The sequence below is a fragment of the Micromonospora sp. D93 genome (assembly GCF_018070365.1).
In the GTDB taxonomy this organism is placed as follows: Bacteria; Actinomycetota; Actinomycetes; order Mycobacteriales; family Micromonosporaceae; genus Micromonospora; species Micromonospora ureilytica.
The window spans coordinates 96,521-123,427 of record NZ_JAGPXW010000017.1; the positions used below are offsets into that span (position 1 = coordinate 96,521).

23 protein-coding genes and 1 pseudogene are annotated in these 26,907 nt (G+C 69.5%); 15 read left to right on the forward strand and 9 right to left on the reverse strand.

All coding sequences use genetic code 11. The features are described from left to right. Window positions 1-46: 46 nt before the first annotated feature. Entirely contained in the window at window positions 47-349 is a 303-nt protein-coding gene (locus KBX71_RS19995; protein WP_124820462.1) for a helix-turn-helix domain-containing protein, read from the reverse strand. A gap of 65 nt (window positions 350-414) precedes the next feature. On the opposite strand from KBX71_RS19995, the gene map reads away from it, so the two are divergent. The 3 genes and pseudogenes from map (at window position 415) to KBX71_RS20015 (ending at window position 4,834) form a co-directional block, all read left to right on the forward strand. Continuing rightward, window positions 415-1,188, forward strand: a complete 774-nt coding sequence (map, locus tag KBX71_RS20000; RefSeq protein ID WP_210819525.1) for a type I methionyl aminopeptidase — start codon at window positions 415-417, stop codon at window positions 1,186-1,188. A gap of 146 nt (window positions 1,189-1,334) precedes the next feature. Continuing rightward, a pseudogene (locus tag KBX71_RS34845) lies at window positions 1,335-3,997 on the forward strand (CDP-alcohol phosphatidyltransferase family protein). 36 nt (window positions 3,998-4,033) lie between these two features. Continuing rightward, on the forward strand, window positions 4,034-4,834 hold the full coding sequence (locus KBX71_RS20015) for an FkbM family methyltransferase (protein WP_210819528.1): 801 nt from the start codon (window positions 4,034-4,036) through the stop codon (window positions 4,832-4,834). Between the two features lie 12 nt (window positions 4,835-4,846). On the opposite strand, the gene KBX71_RS20020 is transcribed toward KBX71_RS20015, so the two are convergent. Further along, window positions 4,847-5,275: an NUDIX domain-containing protein gene (locus KBX71_RS20020; protein ID WP_305798235.1), complete on the reverse strand. Its 429-nt coding sequence runs from the start codon at window positions 5,273-5,275 to the stop codon at window positions 4,847-4,849. A 47-nt stretch (window positions 5,276-5,322) separates the two neighbouring features. On the opposite strand from KBX71_RS20020, the gene KBX71_RS20025 reads away from it, so the two are divergent. Continuing rightward, window positions 5,323-5,742, forward strand: a complete 420-nt coding sequence (locus tag KBX71_RS20025) for an ASCH domain-containing protein (RefSeq protein WP_210819529.1) — start codon at window positions 5,323-5,325, stop codon at window positions 5,740-5,742. Window positions 5,743-5,834: 92 nt separating this feature from the next. On the opposite strand, the gene KBX71_RS20030 is transcribed toward KBX71_RS20025, so the two are convergent. Beyond that, window positions 5,835-6,269, reverse strand: coding sequence for a hypothetical protein (locus tag KBX71_RS20030; protein ID WP_210819530.1), 435 nt, complete (start codon window positions 6,267-6,269; stop codon window positions 5,835-5,837). A 55-nt stretch (window positions 6,270-6,324) separates the two neighbouring features. Here KBX71_RS20030 and KBX71_RS20035 point away from each other — a divergent pair, with 55 nt between their 5' ends. Continuing rightward, window positions 6,325-6,915: a hypothetical protein gene (locus KBX71_RS20035; protein ID WP_210819531.1), complete on the forward strand. Its 591-nt coding sequence runs from the start codon at window positions 6,325-6,327 to the stop codon at window positions 6,913-6,915. Between the two features lie 43 nt (window positions 6,916-6,958). Here the strand turns inward: KBX71_RS20035 and KBX71_RS20040 are convergent, their stop codons facing one another. After that, window positions 6,959-7,192, reverse strand: coding sequence for a GntR family transcriptional regulator (locus tag KBX71_RS20040; protein WP_210819532.1), 234 nt, complete (start codon window positions 7,190-7,192; stop codon window positions 6,959-6,961). Between the two features lie 243 nt (window positions 7,193-7,435). On the opposite strand from KBX71_RS20040, the gene KBX71_RS20045 reads away from it, so the two are divergent. Then, window positions 7,436-7,639 carry a hypothetical protein gene (locus tag KBX71_RS20045; RefSeq protein WP_124817065.1) on the forward strand — a complete coding sequence of 68 codons (204 nt, stop codon included), beginning with the start codon at window positions 7,436-7,438 and terminating at the stop codon, window positions 7,637-7,639. Between the two features lie 67 nt (window positions 7,640-7,706). On the opposite strand, the gene KBX71_RS20050 is transcribed toward KBX71_RS20045, so the two are convergent. Further along, entirely contained in the window at window positions 7,707-8,411 is a 705-nt protein-coding gene (locus KBX71_RS20050) for a permease-like cell division protein FtsX (protein ID WP_210819533.1), read from the reverse strand. Between the two features lie 131 nt (window positions 8,412-8,542). Here KBX71_RS20050 and KBX71_RS20055 point away from each other — a divergent pair, with 131 nt between their 5' ends. From KBX71_RS20055 to nrfD, 4 genes are all read left to right on the forward strand, one after another. Beyond that, entirely contained in the window at window positions 8,543-9,340 is a 798-nt protein-coding gene (locus KBX71_RS20055; protein WP_210819534.1) for a PrsW family intramembrane metalloprotease, read from the forward strand. Between the two features lie 144 nt (window positions 9,341-9,484). Then, complete coding sequence (gene fdh, locus KBX71_RS20065; protein WP_256442092.1) at window positions 9,485-12,760, forward strand: formate dehydrogenase; 3,276 nt, start codon at window positions 9,485-9,487, stop codon at window positions 12,758-12,760. Window positions 12,761-12,763: 3 nt separating this feature from the next. Then, window positions 12,764-13,807 (forward strand): 4Fe-4S dicluster domain-containing protein, encoded by a 1,044-nt coding sequence (locus tag KBX71_RS20070; RefSeq protein WP_210819537.1) that lies wholly within the window; start codon window positions 12,764-12,766, stop codon window positions 13,805-13,807. After that, window positions 13,804-14,769 carry an NrfD/PsrC family molybdoenzyme membrane anchor subunit gene (nrfD, locus tag KBX71_RS20075; protein ID WP_210819538.1) on the forward strand — a complete coding sequence of 322 codons (966 nt, stop codon included), beginning with the start codon at window positions 13,804-13,806 and terminating at the stop codon, window positions 14,767-14,769. The genes KBX71_RS20070 and nrfD overlap by 4 nt, the downstream gene beginning before the upstream one ends. Window positions 14,770-14,844: 75 nt before the next feature. Here the strand turns inward: nrfD and KBX71_RS20080 are convergent, their stop codons facing one another. From KBX71_RS20080 to KBX71_RS20090, 3 genes are all read right to left on the reverse strand, one after another. Next, entirely contained in the window at window positions 14,845-16,404 is a 1,560-nt protein-coding gene (locus tag KBX71_RS20080; protein ID WP_210819572.1) for an OFA family MFS transporter, read from the reverse strand. A 239-nt stretch (window positions 16,405-16,643) separates the two neighbouring features. Further along, window positions 16,644-17,150 (reverse strand): VOC family protein, encoded by a 507-nt coding sequence (locus KBX71_RS20085; RefSeq protein ID WP_210819539.1) that lies wholly within the window; start codon window positions 17,148-17,150, stop codon window positions 16,644-16,646. A gap of 91 nt (window positions 17,151-17,241) precedes the next feature. Next, window positions 17,242-17,766: a winged helix-turn-helix domain-containing protein gene (locus tag KBX71_RS20090; protein ID WP_307847187.1), complete on the reverse strand. Its 525-nt coding sequence runs from the start codon at window positions 17,764-17,766 to the stop codon at window positions 17,242-17,244. 281 nt (window positions 17,767-18,047) lie between these two features. Between KBX71_RS20090 and KBX71_RS20095 the strand changes: the two genes are divergently transcribed. Further along, a complete protein-coding gene (locus tag KBX71_RS20095) occupies window positions 18,048-22,430 on the forward strand; it encodes a S8 family serine peptidase (RefSeq protein ID WP_307847188.1) in 4,383 nt (1,460 codons plus the stop codon). A gap of 33 nt (window positions 22,431-22,463) precedes the next feature. On the opposite strand, the gene KBX71_RS20100 is transcribed toward KBX71_RS20095, so the two are convergent. After that, window positions 22,464-22,970 carry a winged helix-turn-helix domain-containing protein gene (locus KBX71_RS20100; RefSeq protein ID WP_210819541.1) on the reverse strand — a complete coding sequence of 169 codons (507 nt, stop codon included), beginning with the start codon at window positions 22,968-22,970 and terminating at the stop codon, window positions 22,464-22,466. 270 nt (window positions 22,971-23,240) lie between these two features. On the opposite strand from KBX71_RS20100, the gene KBX71_RS20105 reads away from it, so the two are divergent. From KBX71_RS20105 to KBX71_RS20120, 4 genes are read left to right on the forward strand one after another with little or no spacing between them, the layout of a single operon-like run. Then, a complete protein-coding gene (locus tag KBX71_RS20105; protein ID WP_210819542.1) occupies window positions 23,241-24,215 on the forward strand; it encodes a phosphatase PAP2 family protein in 975 nt (324 codons plus the stop codon). Between the two features lie 16 nt (window positions 24,216-24,231). Then, complete coding sequence (locus KBX71_RS20110; protein ID WP_210819543.1) at window positions 24,232-24,924, forward strand: response regulator transcription factor; 693 nt, start codon at window positions 24,232-24,234, stop codon at window positions 24,922-24,924. After that, the gene (locus tag KBX71_RS20115; RefSeq protein ID WP_210819544.1) at window positions 24,921-26,381 is read left to right on the forward strand and encodes a HAMP domain-containing sensor histidine kinase; all 1,461 of its coding nucleotides are present in this window, start codon (window positions 24,921-24,923) and stop codon (window positions 26,379-26,381) included. The genes KBX71_RS20110 and KBX71_RS20115 overlap by 4 nt, the downstream gene beginning before the upstream one ends. Further along, on the forward strand, window positions 26,378-26,899 hold the full coding sequence (locus KBX71_RS20120; protein ID WP_307847189.1) for a hypothetical protein: 522 nt from the start codon (window positions 26,378-26,380) through the stop codon (window positions 26,897-26,899). Before KBX71_RS20115 ends, KBX71_RS20120 begins: the two co-directional genes overlap by 4 nt. Window positions 26,900-26,907: the final 8 nt, after the last annotated feature.

Consider the following 26,907-nt stretch of genomic DNA (forward strand, 5'->3'; position numbering starts at 1 on the left):
CACCGGGCCCACCCGCGGCGGCGTCAACCGGCTCGACGCCAGTGCGCTAGGACGCCAACCGTTCGCGTGCGGTGCGCGTCGGTCGGGGGATTTCGGCGCTGCCGGCCGACGTGTTGATCTCTGACCAGACGGCGTCGAGGGAGAGGCCGAGGACGTCGGCGATCGCCGCGATGGTCGGGAAGGCGGGGGTGGCTATCCGGCCGGACTCGATCTTGCGAAGGGTCTCCGGCGAGACGCCCGCGTCCAGCGCGGTGAGGAGCATCGAACGCTCTCCACGGGCTCGGCGCAGGAGGGCGCCGAGGCGCTGGCCGCGTTCGAGCTCTGCGGGGGTGAGCGGCAACCTGACCATGCCCCGATTCTAGTACCGGGATAATATGGCCGGGATACTTATTGGTGGTCCGAGGAAGGCGCTGCATGATCGAGATCCTGAGCCCCACCGACGTGCTGCGAGCGAAGGACACCGGCGCGTTGGTCGCCGGCATCCTGCAGACGCTGAAGAGCCGCTGCGTGGTCGGCACCAACCTCCTGGAGATCGACCAGTGGGCACAAGCCATGATCACCGAGGCCGGGGCGCAGTCCTGCTACGTCGACTATGAGCCGTCCTTCGGACGCGGGCCGTTCGGCCACTACATCTGCACGTCGGTGAATGACGCGGTGCTGCACGGGTTGCCGTACGACTACCCACTCGCCGACGGCGACCTGCTCTCGCTCGACCTCGCCGTCTCCCTTGGTGGAGTTGTCGCGGACTCGGCCATCAGCTTCATCGTGGGAGACGTGCGGCCCCCGGAGAGCGTCGCGCTGATCGACGCGACCGAGCGCGCGTTGCGGGCGGGGATCGCCGCCGCCGGTCCCGGCGTCCGCATCGGTGACATCTCCCACGCGATCGGCTCGGTCCTCAACGCGGCGGGATATTCGGTCAACACCGAGTTCGGCGGCCACGGCGTCGGGTCGACCATGCACCAGGACCCGCACGTCTCCAACACGGGGCGTCCCGGCCGCGGATACCGGCTGCGCCCGGGGCTGCTGCTGGCGCTGGAGCCGTGGGTCATGGCGGACACCGCCGCGCTCGTCACCGACGCCGACGGCTGGACCCTCCGCAGCGCGACGGGCTGCCGGACGGCGCACAGCGAGCACACCATCGCCATCACCGACGACGGCGCGGACGTGCTCACCCTGCCGACGTCCTGACCCGCACCGGCCCGATCGACCCCCAGTGGTCGGCCGGCGACGAGCTGCCCAGGGTGGACGATTAACCGGCCACCGAGCGGGCACGTCCCTCTGCGGCGCCCTGCCAGGTCGCGTTCAGAATGAACCGATCGGTCATATTTTCCGTGATGACGGTCAGGGTCACCCACCAGAGTCGCGGAGGCACGATGTCAACGGTTCGAACTGGTCCGGTCATCGGACTGCTCGCGCAGATCGTCCTGCTGGCGGTGCTCGCGGAGACAGTCGGTCTGGGCGCGGCGGGCTGGGTGGCGGGGCTGGCGTACGGGGTGGCCCTGTGCGCCCTGCTCAGCCGGGGGATGTCCCGCGCCGGCGCGGGTGCGCTCAGCCCGGCCGACCGGGTGACCCTGAGCCGGGCGATCCTCGTCGGCGGCGTGACCGCCCTGGCCGCCGACTCGTTCGGCCGGTCGGCGCCGATCACCCTGATGGTCGTGCTCACCAGCGTGGCGTTGGCCCTCGACGCCGTGGACGGGTACACGGCCCGCCGCACCGGGACCACCAGCGAACTCGGCGCGCGCTTCGACATGGAGATCGACTCCTTCCTGGTCCTGGTGCTCTGCCTACACGTGGCCCCCTCGGTGGGTGGCTGGGTGCTCGCGATCGGCGCGATGCGGTACGTCTTCGTCGCCGCGAGCTGGGTGCTGGGGTGGATGCGCGGATCCCTGCCGCCGCGCTACTGGCGCAAGGTCGTCGCCGCCATCCAGGGCGTGGTGCTGGCGGTGGCGATGGGCGACGCGCTGCCCGGGCCACTGACGACCATCGTGCTGCTGGCGTCACTGGCGCTGCTGGTCGAGTCGTTCGGGCGGGACGTCGCGTGGCTCTGGACGACCCGTCACCTCCGCCACACAGTCGTCCACGGCGCTCCGGGCGTGATGGTGCACGCGAGCAGCCCGGTGAGCCACAGCGCCCCGAGCACCGCGGCGGCGCTGGGCTCGGGCCGGACGGATGGGCTGCCCTGGGCGGACCGCCAGACGGTCGCCGTCGCCCGACGCGGGATCGCCCGCGTCTGAGCCGCCCGGATCCCGCCCGCAACGAAGATCATGGAAGGATGCCCGGGTTGTCGCTCTTGACGCGCGTACGTCAGCTGCCGAACCAGGGACGGAGATCGATGAGAGGCGAAGTCTCGGACGTCACCGCCACCGCCACCGCCACCGACGGCGGCGAAGCCGAGGGCCGACCGAAACGCTCCATCGCGGCCCGGCTGACGACCGTCCTGGCCGCGCTGCTCGTCCTGCTCGCCCTCACCGTGCCGTACGACTTCGGTCGGCTCAGCCCGGCGGCGTTCGTGCGGATCCCCCTGGAGGCGCTGCTGGTCGTGGCCCTCCTGCTCGCCCTGCCGTCGCGTGGCAGCCGACTGGTCGCGACGCTCGCCGGCGTGGCGCTCGGCCTGCTCGGCCTGCTGAAGCTGCTCGACCTGGGGTTCTCCGCCTCGCTGAGCCGGGCGTTCGATCCGGTGCTCGACTGGGCGCTCGTCGACGAGGGGTTCGCCTTCCTCAGCGAGTCGTACGGTCGACCCGCCGCCATCGGCGCCGCGATCACCCTGGCGGTGGTGGTCGTGGGCCTACCCACCCTGGTCACGCTGTCGATGCGGCGACTGCGGCGGCTGGTGGTCCGGCACCGCACCGGGACCACCCGGATCGTGGCCGCGCTCGTCGTCGTCTGGGTGGCCTGCGCCGCGTTCAACGTGCGGGTGGTCGAGGGCGTGCCGGTCGCCGACACCTCCGCGACCACCCTGGCCAACGGGCACGGCTTCCAGGTGCGCCTGCGTCTCGACGACCGCGAGACGTTCGGTGCCCTGATCGAGGCGGACAGGTTCGGCGACACCCCCGGCGACCAGCTCCTGACCGCGCTGCGCGGCAAGAACGTGGTCGTCGCCTTCGTGGAGAGCTACGGCCGGGACGCCGTCCAGGACCCGGAGTTCGCGCCGCAGGTCGGTGCGGTCCTCGACCGCGGCACCAGCGAACTGGGCGCTGCGGGTTTCGCCGCGCAGAGCGGCTTCCTCACCTCGCCGACCTTCGGCGGCGGCAGTTGGCTCGCCCACGACACGCTGCTCTCCGGCCTCTGGATCGACAACGACCAACGGCACCGCACCCTGCTGGCCAGTGACCGGATGACCCTCAACGGCGCCTTCCGACGGGCGAACTGGCAGACCGTCGGCGTGATGCCCGCCGTCACCAAGGCGTGGCCGGAGGGCTCCTTCTTCGGCTACGACCGGTTCTACAACGCCAAGACGCTCGCGTACCGTGGCCCGAAGTTCAGCTTCGGCACCCCGCCCGACCAGTACACCCTGGCCAGCTGGCAGCGCCTGGAACAGGCGAAGCGCGACGGCAACGTGATGACCGAGCTGGCGCTGGTGTCGAGTCACGCGCCCTGGACGCCCGTCCCGCCGTTGCTCGATTGGGCCGACGTCGGCGACGGCGCGGTCTACCGCGCGGCCGGCAGGTCCGACGACAAGCGCCGCAACACCACCCAGATCCGGGCGGACTACCGGAAGTCCATCGAGTACACCCTCGGCGCGCTCACCTCCTACGTGCGGACCTACGGGGACGACGACCTCGTGTTCATCTTCCTCGGTGACCACCAACCCGCCGCGGTCGTCACCGGCGAGAACGCCAGCCGCGACGTCCCGATCTCGATCATCACCCGGGACCGGGCCGTCTTGGACCGGATCTCCGGGTGGGGCTGGCAGGACGGGCTGAAGCCCGGGCCGGAGGCACCGGTCTGGCGGATGGACGCCTTCCGGGACCGGTTCCTGACCGCCTTCGGACCGTAAGCCCGGCCACCTCTCTCACGGACTGGACCCAGACAGATGACGGCTACCACCGAGACCAGGATCGCCGCGCTCCGGACCGACCCGGCCCTGTCCCTGCTGCACCGGTCGCTGGACGTCTACTACGGCGATCCCGAGCGGGACGCGAGGATGGACGCCTTCTACTCCCGCTTCGTCAGCAGCGGAGACCTCGTCTTCGACATCGGTTCCCACGTGGGCGACCACATCGCCAGCTTCCGGCGCCTCGGCGCCCGGGTCGTCGCCGTGGAACCGCAGCCGCTGTGTCTGCGCGCCCTGCGGGCGATCTACGCCGACGACGACCAGGTGACAGTTGTCGATGCCGCCTGTGGCGCGCTCCCCGGGCGCACCCGCTTGCACGTCAACTCCGCCAACCCCACCGTGTCGACCGCCTCACCGGACTTCGTGCGGGCGGCGCAGGGCGCGGGTGGGTGGGAGGGCGAGGTGTGGGATGCCGACATCGAGGTCCCGGTGGTCACCGTCGACGCGCTGATCGAGACGTACGGCGTGCCGACCTTCGCCAAGATCGACGTGGAGGGTTTCGAGGACGAGGTGCTGGCCGGCCTGAGCCGCGCACTGCCCGCGCTGTCGTTCGAGTTCACCACCATCGCGCGTGCGGTCGCGTACCGATGTCTCGATCGCCTGACCGCGCTCGGCTTCGACGGCTTCGACGTCGCGTTGGGCGACGACAAGTCGATGACCTTCCAACGCTGGATGCCCGCGGCAGACCTGGCGACGCACCTGCACGAACTGCCGCACGCCGCGAACGCCGGCGACGTGTACTGCGTGACCCGCGACCGGGAGGCCATCACCGCGCCGTAGCCGTACCCGACGCTAGATCATGGGCAGGACCAGTGCGGTGGAGACCGCCAGCTCACGATCGAGCACCTGGTCCCGGGGCACGAAAACCATGGCCTGCCCTTCACCGAGGACCACGTCCTCCTGCCGAGCCGCGGTGGTGCCGCGGAACACGTGGACGGTCACGGTGTGGGGAAAGCCCGCTTCGTACGGACGAGGACCGCTGCACAGCGGGTGCAGCTTACCCACTGTCAGACCAGTCTCCTCCAGCAGTTCGCGGCGGGCCGCCGCCTCCGGCGACTCACCGGGCTCGATGTGGCCACCCGGCAAACTCCACTGGCCCGGCGAGACGGCCGCATCCTCGTCGCGGTGCTGCAGCAGCACCGCGCCCGACGGATCGACAAGCAGCACGAGGGCGACGTCATAGGTGGCCATGACCAGACCGTGCCACGTCGCCGCGAGCATGTCGACGACGGTTCCTCACGACGCACCTGATCGCGTACCCTGCGCGGATGGACCTCGATGATCTTCCGCTCGCCGAGTTCGCGTTTCCCGGACCGTTACGGGACAAGCTGGTGGGCGCGATCCTGTCCGGGGCGAAGACCTCGACGACCGGCCTGCTGGTCGGCTACGAGTGCGCGAACGAGCCGCTGCCCGAGGTGGGCGAACTGTCCGCCGTGGTGGACTCCGCGGGCCGGCGGGTCGCAGCCATCGAGCTGACCGACGTACGGGTGATCCGGCTCGCCGAGGTCGACCTGGCACACGCCCTGGCCGAGGGGGAGGGTGACGAGTCGGTGGCGCAGTGGCGTGCGGGGCACGAGACGTTCTGGCACAGCGCGGAGGTACGCGCCGAGTTGGGCGACCCCGACTTCACAGTGGACGACGACACGCTGGTGGTGACCGAGCGCTTCCGGCTGGCGCGCGTCGCCTGAGTGCTGGCGGCGATCGGTGGCAGCTCAGCAGTGCACCGCTCGGCGCGTCGAACAGCTCAGCTGCCAACGATCAAGGGATGAAGCAGCACTGCCTACAGCAGTGTTAGCTGGCCCTCGACCTCATCCGTGTGCGGCTCCCGTAACTGCCAGATCCGGACCACACCGGTGCGGGCGTCGTGTGTCATCCACTGTCCGCGTCCGCCGATGGGCCGGATGGAGTTCTGTGGCATGTCGATGCCGTAATCCATGATGGTCTGCGGGCGCAGCGTGCGGGTGGAGAGTAGGAGATGTTGTTCGGCGTCACCCTGGTCGGTCGCGAAGCCGACCATGACCCAGTCGTCGGATACGACGGCTGCGCTCTCGTGCATCCGGTAGTCGTCGGAGGGTTCCCACGCCAGCGCGACGGTCAGGTCCGAGTTCAACACGTGCAGCGATCGAGGGCTCCACGCCAGTAACCCCGCGCCGGTCAGCCACTCGACGAAGGTCGGCGGCGGCATCACCGTCTCGGCGATCAGCAACGGGCGCACAGCCGTGAGCCTACGCACGACGAGAAGCTGTCGCGGTAGTCGTTATCTTGTAGCCATGAGAATGGATGCCGCTTCGCCGTACGAGGTTCGGCGGAGCCGGCTCCGCACCGGACTGACGTTGGCGCTGTACAGCCTGTTGCCGGTGACAGCCATCGTGATCGGCTTGCAGGACCTGTCCGTCCGCTATTTGTTCTTCATCATTGGAGCGTTGTTCGAGGTCATCTTCCTCGCCACGGCACACCACCGCGTGAGCAGCGCGTTGCGGCGGGAACTGTTGTTCGCCATTGACGAGCAAGGCGTCTACCTGGGCCCGGACGACCTTGGCCGGCCGGCTATGCGCGAGCAGTGGTCCAACATCGACGCGACAGTTCACTTCCACGGTCGGGTGTGGACGACCAGTAATATGCCAGCAACGAACCGTAACGTGGGTATCGTCCAAGGCGGCCGGATCGTCGCCTCCCGGGGGACGGGGGGCTGGTGGCTGAACGTCAGGCGAGCCTCCGCGGCCGCCGCCCGGTTCGGCGGGGGAACGCCGGTGCTCAAGGCGCCGTTCTACGGTCAAATATCGCGCGAGTGGTTCCACACCATCCCGTTGCCGCCAAATTGGCTCGAGGAACATGCCACACCTCGCGGGGCAAGGCACTGATCAGACGCGATGTTACGTGCAGGCCGGCGGCGCGGGGGCACCGCTAACTCGATTGCTTGGGCTCGGCCACGTAGACACCTTTGCCCGGATGCCCCTCGACCAGCTCACGGTCCTTGAGGATCGTCATCACCCGGTTGATCGTGGAAATGTGCACTCTGTGCTGCTCGGCAAGCTCGCGCGTGGACGGTAGCTTCTCTCCCGGCGCAAGCTCGCCGGACTTGATCTTCTCGGCGATCTCGGTTGCGATGCGCCGGTAGTCCACTTTCTCGGTCGGCATGAGTCGATCTCCGTAGGTCCCCTGGTTTCGGCAACCCAATTCGATCACGCGCGAACCTGTTCCAACAAGTTCCAAGCTCTAGCTTTACCTGCTCCTACAAGTTGGAATAGGTTGAGTTGCGTAGTCGGGTTCCCTGGTTTCGGCAAACTCCCGGGTTCCCGGCGGAATACCCACCTGGGGAGTAGGACGCACGGACTCTGCCCCCAGGTGGGGCTAATCATGATCGCGGGGGGAGTGTCAACCATGGCGATCGACGAGCCGATCTCCAAGGCAACCGAGCTGTTCACCGCCAAGAGAGTTCTGGACACGCATTGGACGCGGGCGCTCGACCGCCCGTGGCGGGTGGGTGGGTGCCTGGAGTGCCGAGGTCGCGACAACTGTCCGCAGCTCGATTGGGCAATCAAGCTGATTGCGGAAGTGGCGGCGGTGATGTTCCAGAAGCGCTGACTGTGGGCACCCAAAAGCTGCGCCAGCTGCTGGCATCGCGGGAGACGAGCCGCTCTCTCCGCAGGTGTTACAGCATCGCGAGAGGGGCCAGGGGTACGCCGTCGACGCCGTCGAGCCTCATCAGCTCGCCCACTCCGGATCCTTCTCCGTTCAGGGGCATCTCGAACCGCCACGACTCGTGCGTCATCTGCGGTTGGAGCTGCGTGGACAGGTCACCCTTGCCCTGGCACCGCTCGCGCAGGCGCTCGTAGGCGGCGTCGCGGTCCTCGAATTCGATCGACTTCGCCGTGGGGAGCGCTCGGACGGCCTTCTCCACGGCGGCTCGTTGTTCGTCGGTCGCCGACGACTCAAGCCGGACGATGACGCCGATCCGCGATGGCCGAGGGTCGACGTCCCCGATCCTGAGCGCCACGTCCTCCACGCCGTCGGCCTCGGCCATCACCAGTTCGACCGCCTCGGCGATCGACGCGTCGGTGACGGTGGCGTGCAGAAGCTCCGGCATGTACTCCGGCTTGAGGGCCGCCAGCAGGTCCGGCTGGTCCTTCAGGTCCGCCTTCTGTCGCTCGTACGCCTGCTCGCGGGTTTCGAGGGACACCTCTTTGACACTGGGCATCGACCGGAGTTGCTGCTCCACGCTGCCCTTCTGCGCCGACGTCACGTCGTTGTCGAGGAAGACGGCCAACGCCACGTCCCCGGGCTCCTCGGGTTGCGAGGTGCAGGCGGGAAGGGCCAGCAGGACGACGAGTGACAGTAATGGTGCTCTGCGGCGCATGGGCGAAGATCGTAGCCATCACTCGCGCGCATCGCCGCCCCTGAACGGCGGACTTCGCCGCCGTTGGACAGCCGTCAGGATCTCAGCGCCGTGTCTGGTGTTCGTAACAGGGATCCGCCAGACTGCGCGGTATGGGTGATCGTTGGCGCCGGTGGGCGTGGGTCGGGGTGCTCGTCGTCGGGCTGATCCTTTATCTGGCGGTGCTGCGGACCCTGGTCAGCACCAAGAATCCGAACTTCGTGCCGGCGTTGATCCTGCTCGGGGCGACGTTGGTGCCGCTGACGTTCCTGACGTTCGCGCAGGCCCGGACCGGGCGGTGGCAGGTGCCGGCGTCGGTGTTGGTGACGTCCGCGTTCTTCGGCGGTGTGATCGGCACGGTGGTCGCCGGCACCCTGGAGTACGACACCCTGCGCGGGCTCGGCACCCTGCCGATGGTGTTCGTGGCACTGATCGAGGAGTCGGCGAAGCTGATCGTCCCGGTGGTGCTGCTGTTCACGGTGGTGGCCCAGCGCCGTCGCCGGGTGCCCTCCGACGGGCTGATCATCGGCATCGCCGCCGGCATGGGGTTCGCCGCGCTGGAGACGATGGGCTACGCCTTCAGCGCGTTGCTGAGTTCGCAGGGCAACATCGGCGCGGTGGAGCAGACGCTCTTCATCCGGGGTTTGACGGCGCCCGCCGGCCACACCGCGTGGACGGGGCTGACCGCCGGCGCGCTGTGGGCGTTGCTGGCGAGCCCGAGCGTCGCTCGGCTCTTCGGCTTCATCGGCACGTTCGTGGGTGTCGTCGTTCTGCACACCCTCTGGGACACGTTCTCCGGTTCGCTGGTCTTCGTCGTGTTGGCGATCATCAGCATCGGCTGGTTGTTCTGGGAGCTGCACCGCTACCGGACCTTCGGCGACCAGCACATCGGCCAGCCACTACCGCACTGACAGTCGCCGTACTCCATGCCTCTCCCGGCCCGCACCAAGGGCTGGGGGAGGCATGACTGTTTGTGATCCCGCTGCGACCGGGCCGGCACCTCATCTAACGTCAGAGTGTTCATATGTGGCGGGGTTGGTCGGGAAGGTGCGGCGATGGGGGTGCGCAGCTGGTTCGAGGGTTGGCCGGTCTACCGCCAGCTCACCGGCACTGACCCGTTGGGCCGGGGTGCCGCGGCGAAGTCCGACGGGTCCCGCGCGCTCACCGCTCGCACCGACACGGCTGATTCGGTGGCCCGGTCCGTGTGCCCGTACTGCGCTGTGGGTTGTGGTCAGCGGGTGTTCGTGAAGGACGGGCAGGTCAGTCAGATCGAGGGCGATCCGGACAGCCCGATCTCGCGGGGTCGGCTCTGCCCGAAGGGCTCGGCGAGCAAGAGCCTGGTGACCAGCCCGCTGCGGCAGACCAAGATCCGCTACCGCCGGCCGTACTCGACGCAGTGGGAGGACCTCGACCTCGACACGGCGATGAACATGATCGCCGATCGGGTCCTGGCCGCCCGGGACGAGACCTGGGAGGACGCCGACGCCGAGGGTCGACCGCTGAACCGGACGCTGGGTATCTCCAGCCTTGGTGGGGCGACGCTGGACAACGAGGAGAACTACCTCATCAAGAAGTTGTTCACCGCGATGGGGGCGCTCCAGATCGAGAACCAGGCCCGTATTTGACACTCCTCCACCGTCCCCGGTCTGGGGACCAGCTTCGGTCGTGGCGGCGCCACCCAGTACCAGCAGGACCTGTCGAACTCCGACGTCATCGTCATCCAGGGTTCGAACATGGCCGAGGCACACCCGGTGGGTTTCCAGTGGGTGATGGAGGCCAAACGCAAGGGAGCGAAGGTCTTCCACGTCGACCCGCGGTTCACCCGCACCAGCGCGCTGGCTGACACGTACCTGCCGATTCGGGCTGGCACCGACATCGCGCTGCTCGGCGGGGTGGTGCGTTACATCCTCGACAACGAGCTGGACTTCCGGGAGTACGTCGTCGCGTACACCAACGCCGCGACCATCGTGACCGAGGAGTACGCCGACACCGAGGACATGCACGGCCTCTTCTCCGGCTTCAACGACGACAACGCCACCTACGACCAGGCCAGTTGGCGGTACGAGGGCCACTCGCAGAACCAGACGACCCGCGACAGCGAGACGCAGCGGGAGACGGCGGCCGGGCTGGAGAACGAGTCGCACGGCGCGCCCGTCGGCGGCGAGACGGAACGGGACGAGACGTTGCAGCACCCGCGCTGCGTCTACCAGATCCTCAAGCGACACTTCTCCCGCTACACCCCGGAGATGGTGGAACGGGTCTGCGGCATCCCACAGGAGAGGTTCTTCGAGCTGGCCCGGGCGTGGACGGAGAACTCCGGCCGGGACCGGACCGGCATGCTCGTCTACTCGGTGGGTTGGACGCAGCACAGCGTCGGCGTGCAGTACATCCGCACCGGCGCGATCATCCAGCTCCTGCTCGGCAACGTGGGCCGCCCGGGTGGTGGGGTGATGGCCCTGCGCGGGCACGCCAGCATCCAGGGGTCCACCGACATTCCGACGCTGTTCAACCTGCTTCCGGGCTACCTGCCGATGCCGCACCACGCCAATCACCCGACACTGGACGAGTGGGTGGACAGCATCGCCCACCCCGGGCAGAAGGGCTTCTGGGGCAACGCGCGCACCTACGGTGTCAACCTGCTCAAGGCGTACTGGGGCGACGCGGCCACCGCCGACAACGACTACTGCTACGGGTACATGCCGCGGATGACCGGCGACCACGGCACCTACCAGCAGGTGCTCGACATGATCGACGGCAAGATCAAGGGCTATTTCCTGCTCGGGCAGAACCCGGCGGTCGGCTCCGCGCACGGCCGGGCGCAGCGTCTCGGCATGGCCAACCTCGACTGGCTCGTGGTCCGCGACCTGTTCGAGATCGAGAGCGCCACGTTCTGGAAGAACGCGCCGGAGATCGAGACCGGCGAGATCGCGCCCGAGCGGTGCCGCACCGAGGTGTTCTTCCTGCCCGCCGCCTCGCACGTGGAGAAGGAGGGCACCTTCACCCAGACGCAGCGGCTGTTGCAGTGGCGGGAGAAGGCCGTCGAGCCGCCAGGCGACGCCCGCTCCGAACTCTGGTTCTTCTACCACCTCGGTCGCATCATCCGGGAACGGCTGGCGACGTCGACGAAGCCGCGCGACCGTGCGCTGCTCGACCTCGCCTGGGACTACCCCACGCACGGTCCGTACGCGGAGCCGAGCGCCGAGGCGGTGCTGCGCGAGATCAACGGGTACGACGTGGCCACCGGCCGGCCGCTGGCGTCGTTCACCGAGATGAAGGACGACGGCTCCACCGTCGGCGGTTGCTGGATCTACACCGGGGTGTACGCCGACGGCGTCAACCAGGCGGCCCGCCGCAAACCCGGCTCGGAGCAGTCCCTGGTGGCGCCCGAGTGGGGTTGGGCGTGGCCGGCGAACCGGCGCATCCTCTACAACCGTGCCTCCGCCGACCCGGACGGCAACCCGTGGAGTGAGCGCAAACGTTACGTCTGGTGGGACGCGGACAAGAGCGAGTGGACCGGCTACGACGTGCCGGACTTCGAAAAGACCAAACCGCCGTCCTACCGACCCGAGCGCGACGCGTCGGGTGTGGCGGGCATCGCCGGCGACGATCCGTTCATCCTTCAGGGCGACGGCAAGGGCTGGCTGTACGCGCCCACGGGCGTGCTCGACGGACCGATGCCCACCCACTACGAGCCGGTCGAGTCGCCGGTGCGCAACCCGCTCTACCGACAGCAGGCCAACCCGACCCGCAAGGTCTACACGCACCCGATCAACACGCTCAACCCGAGCCCTCCGCAGGAGCACAGCCAGGTGTTCCCGTACGTGTTCACGGTCAGCCGGCTCACCGAGCACCACACCGCCGGCGGGATGAGCCGGACCGTGTCACCGCTGGCCGAGCTGCAACCCGAGATGTTCGTCGAGGTGTCGCCGGAGTTGGCGGCCCTGCGAGGGTTGACTCACCTGGGCTGGGCCCATCTGGTCACCAGCCGGGCGGCGGTCGAGGCGAAGGTGCTGGTGACCGACCGCGTGACGCCGCTGCGAGTGGATGGCCGGATCATCCACCAGGTCTGGCTGCCGTACCACTTCGGCTACGAGGGCCTGGTGACCGGCGACTCGGCCAACGACCTGTTCGGCATCACCCTCGACCCCAACGTCCTGATTCAGGAGAGCAAGGTCGGCACGTGCGACGTCCGACCCGGACGACGCCCCAGAGGACAGGACCTGCTGGACCTCGTCGTCGACTACCGGCGGCGGTCGGGGAACCTCGTCCACCGCTACCCGCCGATGGTCACGACCGACGTCGCCGACAGCAGCAGCGACCAGGAGGCCTGACCGATGCCCCACGCCAATGCCCTGTACGGGCCGCTGGACCCCGCGCCGGACGCCGGCTACGAGAACCCGCCACCGCGGATGGGGTTCTTCACCGACACCAGCGTCTGCATCGGCTGCAAAGCGTGCGAGGTGGCCTGCAAGGAGTGGAACGGCGTCCCCGAGAGTGGGCTCGACCTGCTGGGCATGTCGTACGACAACACGGGCGCGCTGACCGCGAACTCGTGGCGGCACGTCGCGTTCGTGGAGCAACCCCGCTCGGCCGGCTGGGCGACTCCGGCGTTCGCGGGGGAACCGGACGGGCCGGCGATCAGCCCGGTGACGGCGGCGGTCGGCGCGCGTACCAGCACCGACACCGGAACGGACCCCGGCCTGCCCACCGGCTCGCCTGACGCGGCGGCCCGTATGTCGGGCGGGCCGGAGTTCCTGGGGATGCCGGGTGCGCAGCCGCCGGGGAGGGGTTCGGGCGCCGAGGAGCGGACGGATTTTCGCTGGTTGATGATGTCGGATGTGTGCAAGCACTGCACCCACGCGGCCTGCCTGGATGTCTGTCCGACAGGTTCCCTGTTCCGGACGGAGTTCGGCACCGTGGTGGTGCAGGAGGACATCTGCAACGGCTGCGGATACTGCATCTCCGCCTGCCCGTACGGCGTCATCGATCAACGCAAGGACGACGGTCGGGCGTGGAAGTGCACGCTGTGCTACGACCGGCTCGGGGTCGGGATGACGCCGGCGTGTGCGCAGGCGTGTCCGACGGAGTCGATCCAGTACGGGGAACTGGACGAGTTGCGGGAGCGGGCCGCCGCGCGGGTGGCGAAGCTGCACGAGCGGGGCGTGCCGGAGGCTCGGTTGTACGGGCACGACCCCAACGACGGCGTCGGTGGTGACGGTGCGTTCTTCCTGCTGCTCGACGAGCCGGAGGTGTACGGGCTGCCACCGGACCCGATCGTGACCACCCGCGACCTGCCGGCCATGTGGAAACGCGCCGGCCTGGCGGCGATGACGATGGCGGTCGCCACGGCTGTCGCGTTCCTGGGCAGGCGGCGATGACCCGCGGCGGCGAGCAGCTCACGGTGCCACCGGCCGACTTCGCCTCGTACTACGGCCGGCCGGTCCTGAAGCCGCCGGTGTGGAAGTACGACATCGCCGGCTACCTGTTCACCGGGGGCCTCGCCGCCGGAAGTGCGCTGATCGGCGCGGGTGCTCAACTGACCGGCCGACCCGGGCTGCGCACTGTGGGCCGTTGGACCGCCCTCGGCGGCGTCGCCGCCAGCACGTACCTGCTGGTCCACGACCTCGGCCGGCCGGACCGGTTCCATCACATGCTCCGGGTGGCCAAGGTGACCTCGCCGATGTCGGTCGGCACCTGGATTCTCGCCGCGTTCGGTCCGCTGGCCGGTGTGGCTGCGGTCGCCGAGCTCGCGCCGCTACTTCCGCAACATGGTGTGCTCGGCCTCGCCCGTCGGATCGCACCGCCCATCGGCAACGTCGCCGGCCTGGCTGCCGCAGCCACCGCGCCGGCGCTGGCGACGTACACCGGGGTGCTGCTCGCCGACACGGCCGTGCCGTCCTGGCACGACGCCTATCCGTCGCTGCCGTTCGTCTTCGCCGGCAGCGCGCTCGCCGCCGCGTCCGGGGTGGGCCTGATCGCGGCGCCGGCCGCGGAGACCGCCCCCCTGCGACGACTCGCACTGGCCGCCGCGGCCATCGAGTTGGGCGGGGGGCACCGGCTGGAGCGGCAGGGCCTCACCGGCGAGCCCTACACGCACGGACGCAGCGGCCGGCTGGTCAAGGCGGGACGCGCCCTGCTCGCCGTCGGCACCGCCACCGCGCTGATCAGCCGACGCAGCCGGGTCCTGTCGGCGATCGCCGGCGCCGCCCTCGTGGCATCGTCGGTCGCCACCCGGTTCGGCGTCTTCGAGGCGGGAAGGGTGTCGGCACGCGATCCGAAGTACACGGTCGTGCCGCAACGGGAGCGGCTCGCCGAGAGGCGTTCGACGACCCGGCTCTGAGCGGATCGGCGAAGCGGAAGGCGCCCCTTCAAGGGGCGCCTTCCGTTCCGATCCAAGAGGTCTGGCCGCCGCACGTCAGCCGGTGAACAGCTTCGCGGCGGTGATGGCGGTCTGGACGATGCCGTAGCCGAGGAGCACCGCGATCAGCAGCCACGACAACCAGAGCCGCCCGGTCTGGCTACCGACGCGCGGTGGCGCTGGCGGCTGACTGTCCCGCCCGAGAGCGACCGGCTCGGTGACGGTGGCCTTCGCCACGGGCGAGGCCGGTCCTCGGTTCGGTTCGTGGAACCGCTCGGGCACGGAACGGACCAGCAGGTTCGCGATGAACCCGATGGCGAGGATGCCGACCATGGTGAACAGCGCCGGCCGGTACGCCGCCGCGGTGAGCGTGCCGGGCTTGCCCTGCGTGTCGAGGATCCCGTTGACGATCAGCGGGCCGGCGACACCCGCGGCCGACCAGGCGGTGAGGATCCGGCCGTGGATGGCCCCGACCTGAAAGGTGCCGAACAGGTCACGCAGGTAGGCGGGCATGGTGGCGAAGCCACCGCCGTAGAAGGAGATGATCGCGGCGGCGATCAGCACGAAGACCGCTGTCGCGGAGTGACCGGCCACGGCGAGCAGCAGGTACAGCACCATGCCGACGCCGAGGTAGACCATGTAGATGGGCTTTCGGCCGATCAGGTCGGACGTTGTCGACCAGACGAACCGCCCGGCCATGTTGAACAGCGACAGCACCCCCACGAAACCGGCCGCCGCCGTCACCGAGACCGTGGTGGCGGTCCCGTTGTCCCGGAAGAAGTCCTGGATCATCGGGCTTGCCTGCTCCAGGATGCCGATGCCCGCGGTGACGTTGCAGAACAGCACGATCCACAGCAACCAGAACGACCGGGTACGCACGGCGTTCGACGCGGACACGCTAGCCGTCGTCACCAGAGGTCGGGCGGCGACGCTCGCGGGGTCGAACCCGGCGGGCCGCCAGTCCGGCGCCGGAACCCGAACGTTGAACGGGCCGAACATCATGATCACGAAATAGCCGATGCCGAACGTGACGAAGAGCGCCACGAGGGCATGTCCCGACGCGACGGCGGCCGGGTTGTCGGGGTTGTAGCCGGAGTCGTAGAGGGAGAGCAGTTGGCGCGCGAGCGGGCCGGCGACCAGGGCGCCGCCGCCGAACCCCATGATGGCCAGCCCGGTGGCGAGGCCGGGGCGGTCCGGGAACCACTTGATCAGTGTGGAGACGGGCGAGATGTAGCCGATGCCGAGCCCGATGCCGCCGATGACGCCGTATCCGAGGTAGAGGAGCCAGAGTTGTTGGGTCGCGATGCCGAGCGCGCCGACCAGGAACCCGACGGCCCAGAAACACGCCGAGACGAACATCGCCCGGCGCGGCCCGTTCCGCTCCACCCAACGGCCACCCACCGCCGCCGACGAACCCAGCATGACGATGGCGATGCTGAAGATCGCCCCGATCGCCGTCTGGCTGACGTCGAAGTGCGCGATGAGGGAGTTCTTGTAGACACTCGTCGCGTAGACCTGGCCGATGCAGACGTGCACGGCCAGTGCCGCGGTCGGGATGAGCCAGCGGCTGTATCCCGGGGGAGCGACAGTGTGCCGGGGATCAAAGACCGACAGCATGGGCATCGTCCACACCTCCTGCGGCTGAGTTAGGCCGCGACGTTGCCGAGCTGTCCGACCCGGCAGTTGGCCGAGCGGCGCCGCCGCAGTGGCGGCCCGGCGCACGTCTGGCGTCAGCCGATTACCGGCTCTACCTCACGTTATGTGGCTGCCGGTTCACACCATGCTGTTACCAAAAAACGCGAGCAGCGGCGTGGGGCGGGCCGACACCGGCCGCGCCCCACGCCGCACGTGTGGGCTCACTCGCTGCGGGCGAAGCCACCCTTGGGCGCGATGATCTCCAGGTTCGTGCCGTCCGGGTCGTTGAAGTACGCGACAGCGGTGCCGACCGCCGCCTCCGGGTTCACCTCGCCGGACGCGAACGTGTACGGCTGCCCGAGGAACTCGAACCCGGCCTCGCTCATCCGGTCGTAGACCGCGCGTACGTCCTCCACGTGGAAGCACAGGTGCATCGAGCCAGGCCGGTTGGCGGCCACCTGGGCGGCGTCGCCGACCGGCTCCTGGAACTGGATCAGGTCGATCCCGAGGTTGTCGAGGTTGAACGTGGCGTACCGCAGCTTCGTCGTCGGCAAGCCCTGCGACTGGGCGAACCCGGCGCCGTGCATGCTCTCGTCCCGGACGACCGGTTCCGCGCCGAGCAGGGCCTGATAGAACGCGACCGAGCGGTCGAGGTCACTCACCGCGATCCCGACGTGCGCGGCCTTCTTCAGCCCGATGGACACGGTCGAGGGATTGGGGAATGCCATCTTGCCTCTCCTTACCAGCGCTCTTCGTCGCCTTGTTGATGCTGATCTTCCTGCCGTACCCCGGGCGGGATCAGTTCATGCGACGTCGCTGTCAGGCCCGTTCGACCCGCGCGTGCTGGTGATCGGTCAGGCGTAGCCCCACACCGCGGACGACATCGATGGTGGCCCGGGTGCCCAGATCGTGCAGCTTGCGGCGCAGCCGCTTCACCAGCGACTGCACGTCCGCCTTGCGTTCGCGCCCCTCGTCACCCCAGACCGACCGGTGCAACTCGGCGTAGCTCCAGACCCGGGCCGGCTCGGTGATCAGGCAGGTCAGCAGGTCGTGTTCCAGGCGGGTGAGGTCGATCTCGCGTTCTCCGCAGCGGGCGCTGGAGCGGGCCGAGTCGATCACCAGGGCGGCGACCGGCGCCGGTTCGGACGGGGCGGCGACCTGTTGCGGAGCGGCGATCAGCCGGCGCAGTTCGTCGAGGTCGGCCACCAGCAGCAGCGGCGCGATGCCGTCGAGGAGTTCCGCGAGCCGGATGCGCTCGGCCGGCGACGGGGTCACCGCGATCAGCAGTGGGAACGGCTCGTCGACCGGATCACCCCTGTTAACCGTTGCCTCGTCCTCGGCCACCGCACCACCTGGGATCGATGGGCATCCCTGCCCAGCTCTCGTCACGGTACTGACAATGATTGGCAAGCGCGCCGCCAGCCAGGGCAACTCTTAGCGACAAGTTGCTCACGGCAAGTTCTTGATCGTCCGTTCTTCTCGATCATAGTGTCCACTCGGGCAACCGGCGTGACCCGCGCGGTGCATGGGGGAGGTCCACCATGGCCCATTACACCCTGGGTCGTTTGAGGGAGGCAGCACCGATGTTCAGACGTCCACAATGGCGGCGCGCAGCCAGATCACTGGTGAGCGTCGGCGCGGCGACGATCCTCGCCGCGACATGCTTGGCCACCATCGGCTCGGGCGCGCAGGCCGCGCCCGGCGGTTCGATGGGGGCGGGCGCCCCGACCGGGGACAAGATCCGACCGGAGCTCGCCAAGCAGCTCCAGGCCAAGAGTGAAGGGGACTTCTGGATCCGGTTCAAGGACCGGGCGGACCTGAGCAAGGCCAGCGCCATCAAGGACTGGTCGAAGCGTGGAACGGCGGTGGCGGACGCGCTGCGCAAGACCGCCGCCGCGAGCCAGGGCAAGATCCGAGCCGACCTCGACAGCTCGGGCACGAAGTACCAGACCTTCTGGGCCACCAACGCCATAAAGGTGAACAGCGGCTCACTGGCGATGGCCCAGAAGTTCGCCGGGCACTCGGAGGTCGAGGGCCTCTACGCCCCGGTCGCGTACAAGGTGCCGGAGACGATCAAGGGCTCCGACGAGAAGACCGTGAACGCCCTGGAGTGGGGCATCGCCAACATCAACGCCGACGACGTCTGGTCCCAGTACGGCGTCAAGGGCGAGGGCGTCACCATCGCGAACATCGACACCGGGGTGCAGTTCAACCACCCGGCGCTGGTGAACTCCTACCGGGGCAACAACGGTGACGGGACGTTCGACCACAACTACAACTGGTTCAACGCCGCCGAGGCCACCGGGGCCTGCGCGACAGCCCCCTGCGACGGCGACGGCCACGGTACGCACACGATGGGCACCATGGCCGGCTCCGACGGCGCGAACCAGATCGGTGTCGCCCCCGGGGTCAAGTGGATCGCGGCGAACGGTTGCTGCCCCAGTGACGCCGCTCTTGTCGAATCCGGTCAGTGGATGCTCGAACCGCTGGACCTCAACGGTCAGAACGCGGACGCGAGCAAGCGACCCAACATCATCAACAACTCCTGGGGCACCGAGGACCCGTCCAACGAGCCGTTCATGGAGGACGTGACGAACGCCTGGACCGCGTCCGGGATCTTCGGCACCTGGTCCAACGGCAACAACGGGCCGGCCTGCCAGACCAGTGGCTCGCCGGGCAGCCTCGTCAGCAACTACTCGACCGGCGCGTACGACGTCAACAACAACATCGCCGGCTTCTCCTCCCGCGGCGCCGGCCAGAACGGCGAGATCAAGCCCAACATCTCCGCGCCGGGCGTGAACGTCCGGTCCAGCCTTCCGGGCAGCGGGTACGGCACTGCCAGCGGCACCTCGATGGCCGCACCGCACCTCGCGGGCGCGATCGCGTTGCTGTACTCGGCGGCACCGACGCTGGTCGGTGACGTCAACGCCACCCGCGCGCTGCTCAACGGCGCCGCCATCGACAAGGCCGACGACCAGTGTGGTGGCACCGCGGCTGACAACAACGTCTACGGCGAAGGCCGACTCGACGCCCTCGCGTTGCTCAACGCCGCCCCGACCGGCGACATCGGCACGCTGGCCGGCACGGTCACCGACGCGACCTCCGGCGCCCCGATCGCCGGCGCGACAGTGACGCTCACCGGCCCGTCCGAGCGTGAGCTGACCACCGGCGCCGACGGCAAGTTCTCCACCCAGCTCCCCACCGGCGACTACCAGGTCGCCGTCGCGGCGTTCGGGTACGGCAGCACCACCAGGACGGCAACTGTCGCCAAGGGCGCGACCACGACGCTCAACGTCGTCCTCACGGCGGTGCCGAGTGTCAACGTCACCGGAGCGGTCACCGACGGCTCCGGTCACGGCTGGCCGTTGTACGCGAAGGTGACAGTCACGGACGTGTCCGGCGTCTACGACTACACCACCCCGTCGAACGGCCGCTACAGCATCAAGCTGCCGGCCGGGCAGACGTACACCCTGAAGTACGAGCCGCAGTACCCGGGCTACCAGACCGTCACCAAGCAGGTCGTGGTCGGCTCGGGCAACACCACCGCCAACGTCGCCGTGCCGGTGGACACCAGCGTCTGCACCACCGCGCCCGGTTACACGACCGGCTCCGACGGTGAGTACGAGACCTTCGACGCCACGACCACCCCGGCCGGCTGGACCGTGGTGGACAACGCGGGCAGCGGTCAGGTCTGGAAGTTCACCGACGACGGCGACCGGGGCAACCTGACCGGCGGCACCGGCAACTTCGCGATGATCGACAGTGACGCGTACGGAGCGGGCACCAGCCAGGACACCTCCCTGGTCAGCCCGGTGGTCAACCTGACCAGCGTCGCGGCCCCGGTCATCCGGTTCAACCAGGACTTCAACCAGCTCAACGACGACACCGCCGACGTCGACCTGAGCATCGACGGCGGTGCCACCTGGACCAACGTGCTCCGGCAGGAGACGGACGTCCGGGGACCGAAGCTGAGCGAGATCCCGATCCCGCAGGCGGCTGGTCAGGCGCAGGTGCAGGTTCGGTTCCACTACTACGACGCCTCGTACGAGTGGTGGTGGGAGGTCGACAACGTCCTGATCGGCAGCCAGGTCACCTGCGTGCCGGTCGACGGCGGTCTGGTCGTCGGCAACGTTCGTGACAAGAACGACGACAGCTACGTCAACGGCGCCACCGTCACCAGCAAGGACCGGCCCGCCGAGAAGGCCGTCACCGTGGCGACCCCGGACGACCCGGGGCTGGCCGACGGCTTCTACTGGATCTACTCGTCGCTGACCGGCGAGCACCCGTTCACGGCGACCGCCGGCAACTACGTCAGCCAGACCAAGTCTGTCGACGTCGAGGCCGACTGGGCGACCACCGCGAACTTCCAGCTCGCGGCCGGTCGACTGTCGGTGACGCCGACGCAGCTGAGCGCGACGCTCCAGATGCCCAACGGCAAGACCAGCAAGTCGTTCACGGTGACCAACACCGGTGGCGCGCCGGTCGAGGTCAAGTTCGGTGAGCGGGACAACGGATTCGAACTCCTGCGGGCGGACGGGTCCACTGTCACCCGGCAGCAGGTGCTCGGGTCCAGCGGCGCGCCGGAGCAGCGGCTCACCGTACCGACGTCGTTCGCCGCCAAGGCATCCGGCAAGGAGGCCAAGGTCGCCGCCGCGGCGACCGGCCCGCAGGCGGCGCCGTGGACCGACATCGCCAACTACCCGGCCACGATCATGGACAACCGGGTGGTGAACCTGGACGGCAAGGTGTATTCGCTCGGTGGCGGCGACGGTGAGGCCTCCACCACCAAGAACTACGCCTACGACCCGGGCGCGCAGACCTGGACGGCGATCGCCGACCTTCCCGGCGCGCGCAACGCCCTGACCGCGGGCGTGGTGAACGGCAAGATCATTGTCACCGGCGGTTGGTCCGATGCCGGCCCGGACTCTGCCACCTGGTCGTACGACCCGGGGGCCAACACCTGGACGGAACTGGCTGACAACCCGGCGCCGCGGGCCGCGGCCGGTCAGGCCGTCGTCGACGGCAAGCTGTACGCGGTCGGCGGCTGCACGACGGCGGCCTGCCTGCCGATGTCGAACAGCGTCGTCCGGTACGACCCCGGCGGTGACAAGTGGGAGACGGTGGCCAACTACCCGAAGTCGGTGGCCTTCGCCTCCTGCGGCGGGATCGACGGCGTCCTCTACTGCACCGGCGGCAACGACGGTTCCGCCGCGCTGAAGTCCAGCTATGCCTTCGACCCGGGTGCCAACACGTGGACCGCCGTCGCCGACGCGCCGGCCGACAACTGGGCCAGCTCGTACGCCGTCGCCAGCGGCAAGCTCCTCGTCGTCGGTGGCTCGCAGGGTGGGGCCATCAGCAACGCGGGCTTCGCCTTCGATCCGGCCGCCGGTTCGTGGTCCAACCTGCCCAACTCCAACACCGCCCGGTACCGCGGCGGCGCGGCGTGCGGCTTCTACAAGATCGGCGGCTCGTCCGGCAGCTTCAACGCGGCTCCGGACAGCGAGGTGCTCCCGGGCTTCGAGGGATGCTCCGAGTCGGCTGCCGACGTCAGCTGGATGACCGTCGACAAGTCGGCGGTCACCCTCGCGCCGGGTGCGAAGGTCACGGTCAACGTCGGTCTGACGGCGAACGTGGACCAGCCGGGCACCTACTCCGGCGCGGTCGCGATCTCCGAGAACACCCCGTACTCGGTGGCGCCGGTCGCGGTGACCATGACCGCGAACCCCCCGAAGACCTGGGGCAAGCTCATGGGTACGGTCACCGGCACCAGCTGCCAGGGTGCGACCTCGCCGCTCACCGGCGCGGTCGTGCAGGTCGACTCGTGGGCGGCGTCGTACACCTTCGCCACCGATGCCGAGGGCAGGTACGCCTACTGGGTGGACCGCCGCAACAACCCGCTCACGATGATCGTGGCCAAGGACGGCTGGAAGCCGCAGACCCGTCAGACCAGGATCGACACCGCCACTCCGACTGTGGAGAACTTCGGGTTGGCGCCCATCAAGTGCTGACGCCCGAGCGTTAGACGAACAAGTCCGGGGTGATCAGACGGGGGCGAGCCGGAAGCCGACGCCGCGCACCGAGTGGATCGTCGCCGCGGCGTTGAGCCGGGCGAGCTTGCCGCGCACCCGGCGGACCACCGAGTGCATGTCGGAGCCCCGGCCCAGGTGCCGGTTGCCCCAGACCTCAAGGTGCAGGCGCTCGTAGGTCCAGACCTGGCCGGGCGCGTGCACCAGGCAGAGCAGAACATCGTGCTCCAGCCGGGTCAGGTCGATCTCCTGGTCGCGCCACCGCAGCACCCGGCGGTCGGAGTCGACGGCCAGATCCGGCGGCGGTGGCTGTGGGGTCGGCGCCACCTCGGCGAGCGCCGCCCTGGTCGGGGGAGCGGGGACGGGAGGCGCCTCGACCACTCCGAGGAACTCTCGTGCCTGGTCGACGGTCGAGACGATCAGGAAGGCGTCACTGCCGCCGAGCAGCCGGGCCAGATGCCGCCGCTCGGCCGGCGAGGATGCGATGCCGATGACCAGGCTGGCGACTGGAATTCCCTGCATGTGCCAACACCTTCCGGTTCCCCAACTCACTCCGGATGGATTTTTCGCGCCGCCGACCGAAACATCGATCGGCGTCCTGACCCTAGTGGTGGCTGATCTCGGCTGGGTTAAACATCGTTGCATGTAAGCATGTGAATCTCGCTTGCCGTCCAGGTCCACCCAGCTCCCACCGCCGACGATGCGCTTTTCCGAAGGCGATGGGGGTGGTTGTGACAGAACCAAGACAATTCGCGCACGGTGTACGGACCTGCCGGGGCGAGCATGGTCGCCATGTCCATCGGATCGTTGTACTCCGTCGGGCGGTCGACGCCCGGTCCGGCGCGACCGCTGCCGCACGCCCGTGCGGCGGTGCCGCTGGGGCTCCGACTGCTCGCGGCGGCGCTGTGCGGTCTGTTCGCCCTCACCCTCACCGCCGCCGTCTTCGTGCGGACCTACCCCGGGCAGTGGCTGGACGGGGTGCTCCTGCCGCGCGCCGAGCGGGGTGGAGGGTACGAGCAGCAGACCGTGCTGGTGGGCCCGGCCAAGACCGTGCTGGCCACCTTCGGCAGCCCGACACTCATCGCGGCCCTGCTCGGCGTGGTGCTGCTGGTGGGTGTGCTCCGCCGACGACTGGTGGCGGGGGTCGTCGGCGTGGGCATGGTCGTCTGCGCGGTGCTGGTGGCCGGCGCGGTGAAGTCGCAGCTGCCCCGCCCGGATCTGGGGATCGAGAGTTCCACCCCCCACAACAGCTTCCCCAGCGGTCATGTCGCGGCGGCGACGGCCCTGCTGCTGGCGTTCATGCTGGTCATGCCCGGCTGGGCCCGGCGGTGGCTGGCGGTGCCGGGCGCGGCGGGTGTCGCGGTGATCGCCTCCGCCACCATGATCGCGGGCTGGCACCGGTTCAGCGACGTGCTCGGTGGCGTACTGCTGGGGGTGACAGTGTTCTGCCTGGCCGCGGCCGCGTTGGCGGCCTGGCCCGGCGATCGCGCCGCGGCCGGCGGTGCGGACGGTGGCAGCCTCTGGCGCAGGCTGGCCGAGGCGGGAGTCGGGCTGGTCGTGCTGGTCTGGGCGCTGGTGGTGGTCGTGCCCGGTCTGGCCGCGTCGGTGCAGCGCGGGCTGCTGGTCGCCATCGTGGCCACGGCCGCGGCCACGATGTTCCTGGTGGGCGCAGTGGTGTTCCTGGTGCGTTCGACGGATTTCGCGGTGCCGCTCTCCGCGCGGAGCCCTGAGCCGTCGCCATCGACCGAGGCTCGAAAGATCTCATGATGGGATACTTGACGACATGTCCCAGGTGCTGTTGATCGAAGACCACCAGACGGTGCGCGACGGACTGCAGTTGGCGCTCACCCGACAGGGCCACACCGTGCATGCCGTGGGCACCGGTGAGCAGGGGCTGGAGCGGCTGCGCACCACCCCGTCCGATGTCGTGGTCCTCGATCTCATGCTGCCCGGGATGGACGGTTTCGAGGTCTGCCGCCGCATTCGGCAGCTCGGCGACCTGCCGATCATCATGCTCACCGCCCGCAACGACGACATGGATGTGGTGGCGGGCCTGGAGGCCGGTGCCGACGACTACGTGGTCAAGCCCGTGCAGGCCCGGGTGCTCGAGGCGCGTATCCGCGCGGTGCTGCGACGAACCGGTGCCGACTCGCGGCGCGGCGGCGACCGGGCCGGCCTGGAACAGCACGGCGCGTTGACCATCGACCGGGCCGCGCTTGTGGTCAGCAAGGACGGGACGCCGGTCAGCCTCGCCCCCACGGAGCTGCGGCTGCTGCTCGAACTCTCCCACACGCCGGGTCAGGTGCTCAGCCGCCAGCAGCTGCTGGAGGCCGTCTGGGAGCACGGGTATCTCGGCGACTCGCGACTCGTGGACGCGTGCGTCCAGCGGGTCCGGGCCAAGATCGAGGCCGATTCGTCGGCACCGGTCTTCATTCAGACGGTGCGTGGCTTCGGATACCGGTTCGGGCCGCTGTGACGTTCTGGCGCTCGGTCGCCGCCCAGGTCTCGGGCCTGCGGGTCCGGCTGCTCCTGGCGTTCGCGCTGCTGGGCGTCACCACCTCGGCCGTCGTGGCCAGCGGCAGCTACGTACAGGCCCGGACCGTCATCCTCCAGCAGGCGCAGGACGCCGCGGTGATGTCGCTGACCGACCAGCTCACCAAGGGCTATCCGATCGCCCAGCTCCCGCCGACCCAGGACGACCTCGAACTGATGGCTCAGCGCCTCAGCGACCGGGAGAGCTACGCGGTGGTCGTCTACCGGGACCTGCGGGCACAGGGCGGCTCCGAACCCGCCGACCCGCTCACCCCCGAGCTGCGGCAGAAGGTCCGCGACGGTCACATCGCCTGGCAGCGTGTCGCGCTGGACGGACAGCCCTCGCTGCTCATCGGCACCCAACTGAAGCTCGACCGACCCGACGGCACGTCCCGACCGTCCGGGCTGGAGGTCTACTCGGTGCGCAGCCTCGTGCCCGAGCAGCAGAGCATCGACCGGCTCGCCACCTGGGCGTGGCAGACCGGTGGATTGTCCCTGCTCCTCGCCGTCCTGCTGGCCCTGCTGTCCGCCCGTGGAGTTCTGCGACCCGTCCGCGACCTGGGCCGGGCGGCGCGCCGCCTCGGTGAGGGCGACCTGACCACCCGGCTGACGGTCCGGGGCGTCGACGAGCTGGCCGATGTGGCGCGGACCTTCAACGACACCGCGGGCACGCTGGAGCGGCAGGTCGGTGAGCTGCGGCGGATGGAGTCCGACGCCCGCCGGTTCGTGGCCGACGTCTCGCACGAACTCCGTACTCCGCTGGCCGCGATGACGGCGGTCACCGACGTGCTCGACGAGGAGGCCGAGCACCTGCCCGGGGACGCGGGCCGGGCCGCCCGGCTGGTCAGCCAGGAGACACAGAACCTCACCCAACTGGTCAACGACCTCATCGAGGTCAGCAGGTTCGACTCCGGCACGGCACGACTCGCCCTGGACGACGTGGACGTGGCCGCGGCGGTGACCGCGACCCTGCGGATCCGCGGCTGGTCCGACCGGGTACGCGCGGACCTGCCATCCGGAGTGGTGGCCCGGCTCGATCCCCGCCGGCTGGACGTCATCGTCGCCAACCTGGTCGGCAACGCCTTCCGACACGGTGCCGAGCCGGTGTCCGTGCGCCTGAGCGCCGACAGGGACTGGGTCACCATCGAGGTGGCCGACCAGGGGCCGGGACTGGACCCGGAGGTGTTGCCGCACGTCTTCGACCGCCTCTACAAGGCCGACACCGCACGTACCCGCTCCGAGGGCAGCGGCCTCGGCCTCGCCATCGCCTGGGAGAACGCGCGGCTGCACCGCCACGGCGAGCGACGGGGGGCCCTCGTCGCCGGCAACGGCCCGGGCGGCGGCGCGGTCTTCACGCTCCGACTGCCCCGGGAGACCACCGACGCCGGAGGTGCCCGGTGACCGCCCGGCGGACCGGCCGCGCGCTGCTCGCCGGCGGACTCCTGCTCGGCACCCTGCTGGCAGCGGGTTGTGGGGTACGGCCCAGCGCCGTCATCACCGGTCGTCCCGCGGTCAGCGGCCCGGCGCAGGGTGTCGGGCTCTACCTGTTGGCGCGGGGCGAACTCGTGCTGGTGCTGCGTTCGGCGACGGCGGAGCCCGCACCCGCGGAGCCCGCACCCGCCGACAGCCTGGCCCTGCTCGCGGCCGGCCCGGAGGAGAACGAACGCCGCCAGGGCCTCACGAGTGAGGTGCCGGCCGGGCTCGACCCGGTCACTGTGACGGCCGCGGCCGACCAGTCCGGTGGCCTCACCGTGCGGACGACCACCGCGGCGCGGGCGTTGTCGGTGAACGCGGTCAACCAGATCGTCTGCACGGTCGGCGACGCCGCGGCGCAGACCGGCTTCACGAGCAGTTCCGCCCCGGTCACCATCGTCGGGCCGGACGGCGCCCGGCCGCCTCAGCGCTGCCCGATCAGCTGACCGGGCAG